Source organism: Marisediminitalea sp. (genome assembly GCF_984433645.1).
In genome coordinates, this window is record NZ_CFIDRX010000029.1 from 1 (window position 1) to 12,383 (window position 12,383).

Genomic DNA, 12,383 nt, shown 5'->3' on the forward strand with positions numbered 1-12,383 from the left:
TAGGTTTTTCTGACGCGTTAAATGTGTAAAATACGCATGATATCACGTATATCAATAAGACCGTCGGATCCTTGTAAGAGAATTATTATGAAAAAACTGTGTTTGTTGGTTTGTTTAACCTTTGGGCTTACCGCAGCTGCTCAGGCAGAAGGTAACCCGGATGCTGGTAAAGCCAAATCAGCTGTCTGTGCTGCCTGTCACGGACCTGATGGAAACAGCATGATCGAACTTAACCCTAAGATTGCAGGACAACACGAGAATTATCTTGTTAAGCAGTTAACTGAATTCCGCCTGGCGTCAAGCACCGGTGGAGCAGAAGGCCGTAACAACGCGGTAATGAACGGAATGGCTGCTGCATTGAGTGACCAGGATATTGCCGACCTGGCAGCGTACTTCTCCAGCCAGGAAGCCAAACCAGGTGCAACACCTGAAAACTTCGTAGCGCCGGGTGAAGCATTGTACCGCGGTGGCGATGCCGCTCGTGGTGTGACAGCGTGTATCGCCTGTCACGGTCCTCAGGGTAACGGCATGCAATTAGCCGGCTTCCCGGACATCAGTGGTCAACACGCCTCATACACGGCTGCGCAACTTAAAGCGTTCCGTGCGGGCGAACGTCATAACGACATGAACGGCATGATGCGCGACATCGCTTCTAAACTGACCGATGAAGACATTGAGATCCTGTCTAATTACGTTGCAGGTCTACACTAAGTTATTGATAAACGGCGAATGTTAATTTTTTGTAACATTCGCTGTTGTAATCTTAGACGAATGGTGTATTCTAGTTGGCGTCGTGAAACCTGTTGTGAAACAGTCCGACTCTAATAACAACAATATTAAATACATTACAGGACGACTCATAAAGCGTCAGGAAGACCCAAAACAAAAATTAGCTCTGTGAAAAAGAAAAATAAGGGGAGCACACTGCAGGACGCCAGCCGCACAGAGAAGTGCACTAACGGGAGAGGTGTCATCTGACACTCATTTTTGAAGGCGATGGTGTGATACCATCGCCTTTTTTATTGGTTGTCGAGAATGAAGTTATCTTGCCCACTCTGTAACAGTCAGCATATTTACGCCTTTCACAAAGACAAGCGTCGCGACTACTACCGTTGTCAGCCCTGCGCGCTGGTGTTTGTCGATCCACTCAGTCTGCCCGATAAGTCACAAGAGCTGGCTGAATATCAGTTACATGAAAACACATTGGAAGACGACGGCTATCTGGCGTATTTGCGCCGTTTATTCGATTGCCTTGCCCCTCACTTACGTACCGACATGACCATGCTGGATTATGGCTCAGGCCCCTGCCCGGCCCTCGCTCACCTGTTTCAGGAAGCCGGTTTCAGCATGGACTGTTATGATCCCTTTTTTGGTCCGAAGGCTATTGAAAAGGACCAATACGATATTATAACGGCGACGGAATCTATTGAGCATTTTCACAGCCCGGCCAAAGAATGGGCGCACTGGATGACGTTGCTCAAACCCGGAGGCTGGCTGGGAATAATGACCAAGCGCGTGCTGGATGTACAACGTTTTGCCAACTGGCATTACAAGAATGATCCCACTCATGTTAGTTTTTTCTCGGTTGAGACATTCAGCTGGCTGGCCAAGACTCACAACCTAAATGTGATATTTCCCGCTAACGACATCGTATTGATGCAGAAGCCTGAGTGATATCAGGGTATAATGCATACATTCACGCTTAAAGACGAATACAAAGTGTATGGCTAAACAAAGAAAATCGCGCAAAGTAGGTTTGATCGGTGTCAGAAAAGACCCGGACTACGTACATGAGAAATCTTCCGGTCGCGTAAAAAAACACAAGGGCAAGCCGCCAGGCAGTCGCCACAATGTAGAGACGACGAAGTCTCAAACCAGTAGCGGCGCAGTATCAAAAGATCCTCGCCACGGCAGTAAAAAACCGGTGCAGCTGGTTAAGAGTCCGGTTAAACCCGCGCAACGCAAATATGCAACACCCGCTGAAGAATTAGCTGCGTTGGAAGCTGATGGTCGCTTGTCGGCGTTGCTAGACAAACTGGACGAAGGCAAGACGCTGACCGCAGAACAGCAACGCTATGTCGATGAGAAAATGGCTCGCCATCGCATCTTATGTGACCTCATGGGTATCCGTGATGACGAAGATGAAGACGACGATGATCTGGATGATTTCGACAAACTCGATTCAATCAACATAGACGACTACACCAGGTAACACGTAATGATGATGTGGTATGTGCTGGCCTCAATAGGTCTGTTAATTATTGCGGCACTGGGTGTCTACGCCGGCAAATTGTTATTCCAGTTACAAGCACAGACTAAGAAGCAACAGGCAGCGCGAGCGCAGCGTATGGAAACCATTTTCGAAAGTATCCATACCATTTCACGCGCTATGCAGCAGCAACAGTGTAATGTGTCTGAAGGCGCTATTCGTATTTGCCGGTTGTTTGCGGCCCTGCCCGAAACAACACCGGTAGACTACAAGGCTAAGTTCCCGGCGATGCACGCATTGTTTGTTGAAGTCAGTGGTTTTGCTATTCTGGACGACCGCAAAGCGCTATCCAAAAAGCAGCGATTTGCCGAAGACAAAGCGCGGGAAATCATTGAAGAACAACACGAGTCAGTCGTGTTGCGTGAACTTCCCGCCATCATACAATATTGTGAAGAGCGTCAGCCCTCTCTGGCCAATTCGCAAATTTTGTTATAACAATGACAGTCGACGGTGTGGTCGTTGACCATGCCAACGGCTTGCATATAGGCATAACAAATCGTTTCCCCTACAAACTTAAAGCCCGCCTTTTTTAGCGCTTTCGCCATGGCTTTTGATTCCGATGTGGACGTGGGCGCAGTGCGGTAGTCCTCCCATCGATTCACGATGGTTTTATGGTCGGTAAACTGCCAAATGAAATCACTAAATGACTGTGTTTCTGTAAGGGTCAGATAGGCCCTGGCATTCTGAATAATAGCCTTAATCTTAGCTCTGCTACGAATAATGCCTTTATTGGTCATTAACCTTTCCACATCGTCGTCAGTCATTGCTGCGACCTTCGCCGGGTCAAACTGATGAAAAGCCTGTTCAAACGCAGGCTGTTTTTTCAGTATGGTAATCCAGCTTAGTCCGGCTTGCTGACCATCTAAACACAACTTCGCAAACAGTTGCTGGTCGTTTAATTCAGGTCGCCCCCACACTTCATCGTGGTATTGTTGATAGATTGGATCATCCGATACCCAACCACAGCGTATAATTGTCATAAAGCCCTCCCAGGCCATATCAAACTGACGAAGTTGTTTGTGTAACGGCAGAATAACAAGCCAGTACTAAAAAAGCCCTAAAAATGGGCAATTCAGCCGATTAAATCCACCCTTAGGCCTACATTCACAGGCCTTCAGACTGTATACTAACCCACCTTTTAGTCATCAGTCAGTTATAGTCGTTAATGTATGCACAAGTACGATATTAAAACATTTCAGGGTTTGATCCTTGCCTTACAGGATTATTGGGCCAGACAAGGCTGCGTTATTATTCAACCACTGGATATGGAAGTGGGCGCGGGTACATTCCACCCCATGACGTTTTTGCGTTCTTTGGGCCCGGAGCCAATTAGCAGCGCTTACGTACAACCGTGCAGACGTCCGACTGATGGCCGCTACGGCGAAAACCCAAACCGCCTGCAACACTATTATCAGTTCCAGGTAATGCTGAAGCCATCGCCTGACAACATTCAGGAACTGTACCTGGGCTCGCTGAAAGAGCTGGGTTTTGATCCGCTTGTACACGATATTCGCTTCGTAGAAGACAACTGGGAATCGCCGACACTGGGAGCCTGGGGTCTGGGCTGGGAAGTGTGGCTGAACGGAATGGAAGTGACTCAGTTCACCTACTTCCAGCAAGTTGGTGGTATTGAATGCAAGCCCGTTACCGGTGAAATTACCTACGGTCTGGAACGTCTTGCTATGTATATTCAGGGCGTAAACAGTATTTACGATCTGGTGTGGACTAACGGCCCTATGGGAACTGTAACTTACGGTGATGTTTTCCATCAGAACGAGGTTGAGCAGTCAGCTTACAACTTTGAACACGCAAACGTAGACGCGTTATTCAACACGTTTGACGAATGCGAAGCGGCCAGCCAGCACCTGATTGAGCAAAACCTGCCTTTGCCTGCCTATGAGCAGGTTATGAAAGCATCCCATGCATTTAACCTGTTAGATGCACGTCACGCCATTTCAGTGACAGAAAGACAACGCTACATTTTAAGAGTCAGAACCCTGGCGAAAGCCTGTGCAGAAGCCTATTACCAGGCTCGTGAAGCACTTGGATTCCCGCTTTGCCAGAAGGAGCAGTAACGGTGCGTACCGAGAATTTATTAGTAGAATTAGGCACAGAAGAACTACCACCAAAAGCCCTGATGCAACTGGGCAGTAGTTTTGCCAATAATATCGAAGAAGCGCTTACTCAGGCAGAACTGTCGTTTAACAGTGTGGTCTGGTACGCCGCTCCACGCCGTTTAGCCGTGCGTGTTGAAGCATTAGTAGACAGTCAACAAGACAAAGTCGTCGAAAAACGTGGCCCGGCTGTTGCCGCTGCATTCGATGCGGAAGGCCAGCCGACTAAAGCCGCATTAGGCTGGGCACGCGGTAACGGTATTGCCGTTGAAGACGCAGAGCGACTGACAACCGACAAAGGTGAATGGTTACTCTACAAAGCGTCGGTAAAGGGTAAAGGCATTGCAGAACTGCTGGAAGGTATAGTTACGCAAGCCGTCTCCAAGCTGCCTATTCCCAAGCCAATGCGTTGGGGTAATTACACTACGCAGTTTATTCGTCCGGTTCACACATTGTGTGCACTTTATGGCGACGAGTTAATTGATATTGCCGTGCTGGGATTGAGCAGCGGGCGTACCTTGCAAGGTCACCGTTTCCATGGTGAGCCGCGTTTTGAACTGGATCACGCCGATAATTATTTATCAGCCATGCAGGATCATTTTGTGGTTGCCGACTTTGCAGCCCGAGCCAGTGCTATTGAAGCGTCGCTAAACGAACGCGCAGCATCACTGTCGCTTACTGCTGACTACGATGAAGATTTACTCAACGAAATTGCCGCACTGGTAGAATGGCCGGTTGTTATGCAGGCCAGCTTTGACGAAACCTTCCTGGATGTGCCTAAAGAAGCACTTATTTACACCATGAAGGATGACCAGAAGTATGTGCCCTTACTAAACAGCGATGGTAGCCTTTCCAACCAGTTCCTGTTTGTCAGCAACATCGACAGTCAGGATCCTAGTCAGGTAATTGGTGGTAACGAACGGGTTATCCGCCCTCGCCTGGCCGATGCTGAGTTTTTCTTTAACACCGACAAAAAGCAAACTCTGGCGTCGCGTTTGGACTCGCTGGATACTGTGTTATTCCAGAAACAACTGGGCACACTGAAAGACAAATCAGATCGCATTGCGTCTTTGTCTGGGTACATTGCGAGCGTTATCGGCGCTGATGAGCAGCAAGCAAACCGTGCGGGTTTATTGTCTAAAACCGATCTGATGACCAACATGGTTATGGAATTCCCTGACGTACAGGGTGTCATGGGTAAGTATTACGCTCTGCATGACGGTGAGTCAGAAGTCGTTGCTAACGCTTTGTATGAACAGTATATGCCGCGCTTTGCCGGCGACGTGTTACCGTCGTCGTTGGAAAGTGCCGCTGTCGCGTTGGCTGATAAATTTGACACCCTGGTAGGTATATTTGGTATTGGCCAGTTGCCTAAAGGCGACAAAGATCCATTTGCCCTACGCCGTGCCGCAATTGGTGTCCTTCGTATCATTACCGAGAAATCTCTGGTCATCGATTTGGAAGATATCATTGCCCGAGCTGTCAGCATCTACGGTGATAAGTTGACGAATACTGACACCCAAACACAGGTGGTTGATTTTATTCTGGGCCGCTTCAATGCGTTGCTGCAGGACCAGAACATCGAGATTGATGTGATTCAGGCAGTATCAGCGCGTCGTCCGACTCAACCTACTGACTACCTGGCGCGTGTTAAAGCCGTTGCTGAATTCAAGTCCAATGACGCTGCTGAAGCATTGGCCGCTGCTAATAAGCGTGTTGCCAATATCCTTGCCAAGAACAATGTGGAAGGTGATGCCAGTGTGAACAACGCATTGCTTCAGGAAGCTGCAGAGCAGCAACTTGCAAGTGATATTGAAGCGATCAGCGACGGTATTTATAAAGCCGCTGGCGAACGTGATTACGGCTATGTACTAAACACGCTGGCCACCTTACGTCCAAGTATAGATGCGTTTTTTGACAACGTGATGGTAATGGCTGAAGACGAAGCCGTGAGAGCAAATCGACTGGCGTTATTATTAGCCTTGCGAGAACTGTTCTTAACCACCGCTGACGTGTCTTTACTAGCAAAGTAAGTCACGGCTTAAACGCGTAATTTTAAGTAAGCCCGGAAGTAACGGTAATAACATACCACCGGGCTTACTCAACACAGTTTCGGAGTTGTAATGCAGAAACGTTGGTTATTACTCTCACCCTTGATGATTCTCTCGGCGTGTTCCCAAACCTCACAATACCCCATTTTTACGCCACAGAAGCCTGAAATAGTTTTCAGTGACTGGTATCTGCGCGGTGTATTTAACTGGTGGGAGGCCCAGCCTCGCTATCAACTCACCGCGTCAACAAAGGGTTGGTATGTAGATGTAGAATTAATTGCGGACCAACAGCCTTATGACTTTAAGTTCTCCAATGCAACCTGGACTACTGAACAGACTTGCGGCAGCAGTTACAAAGGTTATGCCGTTGCAGTCAATGAAGAAGTGATCCTCACTTGCGGCGAGTATGCTGAAAATCTGCAATTCACGCCGGGTAAAACGGGCACATACCGTTTTGCCGTAGAGGGCCAACGTTCAAGTGGAATTGCGCTAACGGTATCAAAATTACCCTGAGGCCAGCCGGCTTTTTGGAATGTGAAATTAACTGAAATATAAAAAAGCAGGCCTGTTGGTTACCCAACGGCCTGCTTTTATTTTTTCTGTCTCGTACTTTTAGCGCTAACCTATCTCACCGGATTCGCGTGCGCAGCTCCCCGAAAGATAGTGTTCAGGAACATCACATTGAGTCCATCAAGATAAGCACGTGATGTCGGCTCCTGGGTAAATGAGATGACCATCCCTCTTCCGTGCGGCTGATGAATTAAAAACGGTTTATAAGCCAGTTGGGGTTTATTTTCTTCCCATAAGTAACCACTGGCTAATACATTGTCTTTCGACGCAAACCAAGCGACGTTTTTGCCGCTTTCGAGCTTCACCGGTGCGTAGATGTCATTGCCATACACCATGCCCACAACACGCGGATTCACGCCCGCTGTTAACCAGTGTTCCTGATCAACTTCTACATTGGCCAGCACACCCGCCACGCTATCTGGCATGTCCTTGTCATTTTCAATGGCATCAATTAAACCGTCTTTTGATTCAATATGGGTCCCTTCAACCAGACTACCGTCTTTAGCTGATTTGCTCTTTTCTTCACTGTACGCATATTCCCGCTTCGCATCGAGAAGACCAGCGGATTCACTGGCAGCCCACTGCGTTGCATTTGAAAGCGTAATTAACACGCCACCACGGCTTACCCAACTACCAATATTGTCGGCGCCTGCTTTTCCTAAATCACGACTGTAGTTACCCGATGGTAGAATAAGTACCTGATACTGACTCAAATCAGCCCAGCGTAACCTGTCAGCACGTATGGCCGTAACCGGATAGTTGAACTGCTGCTCAATGACAAAGCGCGTATTACCCGCACTGAGAGAACTGGTAGGCTCATCCCAAGCCATGGCAATTTTCGGGGCAGTCATCTGGATAGTCTTATCGCTACCAAAGCTCGGCCCTTTGGTTACCCAACTTGTATCAACGCCTTCAATCCTTGCGCCGGTTTGTTCAGCAAGTGTTTGCATCAGCCCTGGCAACGTGGATTCGTTTGCGTGGCGCTCAATAACCAAGGTCCCTGCCGGGTAATGTTTATCTCCCATGCTAAACGCTTCATCCGCGCTTTTAAGAGAGATACCTGCTTGCAATGCAGCGGTTAAAAATCGCCCCGCCGCCATGTCTCCCCAGGGAACGAGATAAGCTACTTTTGCGTCCGGATTGGTAAACGGCTGTGTCAGTTTATCGTCGGCAGAAACAATACGGCTCTCTACCTCTACGCTTCTTCCACAGCGTGCTGTGTCGATATTAAACATCAGAGGCAATGACCATCCCGTTACGTCGTAAATCTCGTCTCTGAGCTTTCTGGCGCGTCTACGCTCCTGCTCATCAATAAACGCTTTGGGCATGTCAACCTGTTGGGTAAATGTAGTCTTAACGAAACGACCTCTGGGTTGAGCGGTATCGATAATATACGCACCGGCCTGATAGCGTTCACCACAGGCTTTGAAAGCCTCGGTAGCCTGTTGCACCTTAACACCATGCTGGGCCATTAATGTTGCCAAGCGATGTGTTCCCGCTACGTCACGGGTATTTGGTAGGATAAAGGTACGCTCCTTCTTGTCCTTTTTACCCGCTTCAACGGCGTCTACCTGATAGTCATAAAAGTCGTTTAGGATTTTTTCTCTGTTTACCGCCGTTGCCTCTGCCGTGCTTATTGCGGCAACGAAATGACGTTGTACTGTATCGCGATAGTGCCTGATTTCGCCGGTACGGGTTTTGAAGATTTCACCTCGGGTAGACGCAACTTCATACGTTGCGGCCGACGCGCCATAGAATGTTGGCCAACTATCGCCATAGCCCGGATAAAAACCATCGTAGACTTCACGGGTAAAATAGCTAAACCCAAAATCATCAAAATGCTTAGCATTGTTCTTCCCAATAAGCACATTATTGGCTAGTTGGTCAGGCTGCATATGCGGATTAATAGGTTGGGCCGCAGGTACAAAGAAATAGCTGTCGTCACCACCCATTTCATGCAGGTCAATAACAACGGTAGGCTTATAGTGATTTATTACTTTTACCCGCCCTGCTGTCTCTGGCTGTGTGATGGCTAGCCAGTCGCGGTTCATATCGAACAGGTAATGATTGCTTCGGCCTCGTGGCCAGGGTTCATTGTGCTCCGCACTCAACCTATCATCACTGGGGCTCAAACCAACAGTCGAATAGTAACGGCTAACAAATCTCGCGCGACCATCGGGGTTTTGCAGTGGGTCGATAAACACCAGGGTGTTTTCAAGAATAGTCTTATTCACCGGATCTTGCGGTGCGGCCAACAAATGATAAGCAGTTTGCATTGCTGCATCGGTACTGCTGATTTCGTTTCCATGCACACCGTGCTCTAACCACACGGAACTGGGTAACGAACTGATGAGTGACTTCGCTTCATTTTTACTAATCGAGTCTGGTGACGTCAGCTTTTGCATTTTCTCAGCAAAGCTATCTAAGTTGGCGATGTTTTCTTTACTGCCTATTACTGCATAGATGAGTGTTCGCCCTTCCCAGGTTTCAGCATAATTAAATAGTTTTATGCGATCAGGGGCGGCTTTGGCCAAGGCTTCAAAATACTTAACCATGTCGCTATGGCGTGAAATTCGTTCTCCAATCTGGTATCCCAACACAGCCTCTGTTGTTGGAATTTGTTGGCTGTATTGCGTACCCGGCCAGTATTCAAATTTCCCCGTGATGTGTGTAGACGATGTTGTATTTTCTGCGTGTGTGTCTAATGACACACCCATTGTTACAGCGGTTAAACAGGCTGCAACCACAGCCTTATTTAAAGCACTTAATGTAGCCATAAAAGTTCCAAGTCGTTTTGTTTTTGATTATTTGAGTTATTTAAGCACGCTTAGGGGGAGATGACTATGTCAGTAAAAGGCGCATTTAGTGATGTGGTCGACAAAAAAAGCCCGACTTACTAGCCGGGCTTTGATTTACATTGTTTATTAGGTTGTGCTGATGCTAATCGCTTTGCTAGACATCCAGGTTTTCAACGTTAAGCGCGTTGGCTTCAATGAAGGCACGGCGTGGTTCAACCTGGTCGCCCATTAAGGTTGTAAATAATTGGTCACAGCCAATTGCATCCTCAATGGTTACCTGCAACATACGCCGGCTTTCCGGGTCCATTGTCGTTTCCCAAAGCTGGTCAGGGTTCATTTCACCCAGACCTTTATAGCGCTGAATATACTGCCCCCGCTTCGCTTCGTTCATTAACCAATCCAGTGCCTGTTTAAATTGGCTCACAGGCTCTGTACGCTCGTTACGCTTAACATAGGCACCCTCTTCCATCATGTTATTGATGGCGTCGTTGAGTTCGCGTATACGCTTATATTCAGCGGATTCGATAAAGTCACGACCTAAGTTGTACTCATAGTCGATACCGTGCATGCGCATAATGATGGAGATATAGAATTCACTGCGCTCCTGGTCACGTTTGATCTCGAATTTGTACAGGGCACCATCTGTTTCCTGAGTAGCCAGTGCGTCTGTAAACTCGGTAGCGAACGCGCTCAGTGCCTCTTCATTATTCAAGTCACTGGTAGACAATGTTTTGGTGTAAATCAGTTTGTACCACAAGCTCGGTGGCATTACGCGATGCATGCGCGCAATCATCTTCTCAATGCCCTGGTACTGATTTACCAGACTTTCCAGTGCAACGCCTTTAATAGCAGGCGCACCTTCCGCTGTATACAGTTCAGCGCCATCTACCGCTATGGACGTCAGGTAATTAGTAAGCGCATCATCGTCTTTCAGATACTGCTCTTGTTTACCCTTTTTCACTTTATACAAAGGCGGCTGAGCGATATAAACATAACCACGTTCGATAATCTCAGGCATTTGACGATAGAAGAACGTTAACAGTAGCGTACGGATGTGAGAACCGTCCACGTCAGCATCGGTCATGATAATGATGCTGTGATAGCGTAGTTTCTCTGGGTCGTATTCATCACGTCCGATACCACAGCCTAACGCTGTGATCAGCGTTGCGACTTCTTGCGACGACAGCATTTTATCGAATCGTGCTTTTTCTACGTTCAGGATCTTACCTTTCAACGGTAAGATAGCTTGGTTCTTACGGTTGCGCCCCTGCTTTGCTGAACCGCCTGCAGAGTCACCCTCCACTATGTACAGTTCGCTAAGGGCTGGGTCTTTCTCCTGACAGTCAGCGAGCTTACCAGGTAAGCCAGCCAAATCCAGTGCACCTTTACGGCGAGTCATCTCACGGGCTTTACGTGCTGCTTCACGAGCACGGGCCGCGTCGATGATCTTGCCTGCAATGATTTTACTCTCTGTTGGGTTCTCCAACAGGAACTCTGCCAGCTTCTCATTCATTGCGGTTTCAACTGCAGGACGCACTTCTGATGAAACGAGCTTATCTTTAGTCTGTGAAGAGAATTTCGGATCGGGCACTTTTACCGATACAACTGCGGTCAAACCTTCCCGGGCATCATCACCACTGGTTGATGCTTTTGCTTTCTTGTTTAAGCCTTCATTTTCCATGTAGCTATTCAGGGTACGCGTTAATGCACCACGGAAACCAGCTAAGTGAGTACCACCGTCTCGCTGAGGAATGTTGTTGGTAAAGCAGTAGATATTTTCCTGGAAGCCATCGTTCCATTGCATAGAAACTTCAACAGAAATACCGTCTTCTCTCTCACTGGAGAAATGAAATACTTTTTGATGAATTGGTGTTTTGTTTCGGTTCAGGTATTCAACGAAAGCCTGAATACCGCCTTCATAATGGAAGTGATCTTCCTTACCATCACGCTCATCGCGCAATTTAATTGAGACGCCAGAGTTAAGGAAAGACAGCTCACGCAGTCTTTTTGCCAAAATATCATAGTGAAACAAGGTGTCTGAGAAGGTATCGCTGCTTGGCCAAAATCTAACACTGGTTCCGGTTTTATCGGTATCACCAATAACAGCTAATGGCTGTTGCGGTACACCATGCTGGTATTCTTGCTCGTGAGTTTTGCCTGCTCTGCGAATAGTCAGCTTCAATTTGCTAGACAGCGCATTTACAACCGATACACCTACTCCGTGCAAACCACCCGATACTTTATAAGAGTTATCGTCAAATTTACCACCGGCGTGCAGTACAGTCATAATAACTTCAGCAGCAGATACACCCTCTTCTGGGTGAATTTCGGTTGGTATTCCACGACCGTTATCAGAAACAGAGACAGAACCGTCTGTATGAATCTGCACGTTTATTTCGGAACAGTGACCTGCTAACGCCTCATCGATAGAGTTATCTACAACCTCGAACACCATGTGATGCAAGCCTGTACCATCATCGGTATCACCAATATACATACCAGGGCGCTTTCTTACGGCATCCAGTCCTTTCAGAACTTTAATACTGGAAGAATCATAACTGTTCTGTTCTGACATTTAGTT

The 12,383-nt window shown here is 47.6% G+C and carries 10 protein-coding genes; 7 read left to right on the forward strand and 3 right to left on the reverse strand.

The window, feature by feature from the left end; genetic code table 11:
- Positions 1–87: 87 nt before the first annotated feature.
- The 4 genes from AC4MRN_RS05910 (at position 88) to AC4MRN_RS05925 (ending at position 2,704) form a co-directional block, all read left to right on the forward strand.
- Positions 88–711, forward strand: coding sequence for a c-type cytochrome (locus AC4MRN_RS05910; protein ID WP_073318461.1), 624 nt, complete (start codon positions 88–90; stop codon positions 709–711).
- Between the two features lie 324 nt (positions 712–1,035).
- The gene (locus AC4MRN_RS05915; protein ID WP_073318458.1) at positions 1,036–1,674 is read left to right on the forward strand and encodes a class I SAM-dependent methyltransferase; all 639 of its coding nucleotides are present in this window, start codon (positions 1,036–1,038) and stop codon (positions 1,672–1,674) included.
- Between the two features lie 49 nt (positions 1,675–1,723).
- Positions 1,724–2,212, forward strand: coding sequence for a Der GTPase-activating protein YihI (gene yihI / locus AC4MRN_RS05920; protein ID WP_073318455.1), 489 nt, complete (start codon positions 1,724–1,726; stop codon positions 2,210–2,212).
- A 6-nt stretch (positions 2,213–2,218) separates the two neighbouring features.
- Positions 2,219–2,704: a DUF2489 domain-containing protein gene (locus tag AC4MRN_RS05925; protein WP_245819108.1), complete on the forward strand. Its 486-nt coding sequence runs from the start codon at positions 2,219–2,221 to the stop codon at positions 2,702–2,704.
- On the opposite strand, the gene AC4MRN_RS05930 is transcribed toward AC4MRN_RS05925, so the two are convergent.
- Positions 2,668–3,249, reverse strand: a complete 582-nt coding sequence (locus AC4MRN_RS05930; protein WP_491202752.1) for a DNA-3-methyladenine glycosylase I — start codon at positions 3,247–3,249, stop codon at positions 2,668–2,670. The two genes, AC4MRN_RS05925 and AC4MRN_RS05930, sit on opposite strands and share 37 nt — an antisense overlap.
- Positions 3,250–3,438: 189 nt before the next feature.
- On the opposite strand from AC4MRN_RS05930, the gene glyQ reads away from it, so the two are divergent.
- From glyQ to AC4MRN_RS05945, 3 genes are all read left to right on the forward strand, one after another.
- Positions 3,439–4,344 (forward strand): glycine--tRNA ligase subunit alpha, encoded by a 906-nt coding sequence (glyQ, locus tag AC4MRN_RS05935; protein WP_073318449.1) that lies wholly within the window; start codon positions 3,439–3,441, stop codon positions 4,342–4,344.
- Between the two features lie 2 nt (positions 4,345–4,346).
- Positions 4,347–6,416 carry a glycine--tRNA ligase subunit beta gene (gene glyS, locus AC4MRN_RS05940; protein ID WP_491202753.1) on the forward strand — a complete coding sequence of 690 codons (2,070 nt, stop codon included), beginning with the start codon at positions 4,347–4,349 and terminating at the stop codon, positions 6,414–6,416.
- A gap of 90 nt (positions 6,417–6,506) precedes the next feature.
- Positions 6,507–6,947 carry an early set domain-containing protein gene (locus AC4MRN_RS05945; protein ID WP_491202754.1) on the forward strand — a complete coding sequence of 147 codons (441 nt, stop codon included), beginning with the start codon at positions 6,507–6,509 and terminating at the stop codon, positions 6,945–6,947.
- Positions 6,948–7,057: 110 nt separating this feature from the next.
- On the opposite strand, the gene AC4MRN_RS05950 is transcribed toward AC4MRN_RS05945, so the two are convergent.
- On the reverse strand, positions 7,058–9,781 hold the full coding sequence (locus AC4MRN_RS05950) for a M14 family zinc carboxypeptidase (RefSeq protein WP_491202755.1): 2,724 nt from the start codon (positions 9,779–9,781) through the stop codon (positions 7,058–7,060).
- A gap of 175 nt (positions 9,782–9,956) precedes the next feature.
- Positions 9,957–12,377: a DNA topoisomerase (ATP-hydrolyzing) subunit B gene (gyrB, locus tag AC4MRN_RS05955; protein WP_073318436.1), complete on the reverse strand. Its 2,421-nt coding sequence runs from the start codon at positions 12,375–12,377 to the stop codon at positions 9,957–9,959.
- Positions 12,378–12,383: the final 6 nt, after the last annotated feature.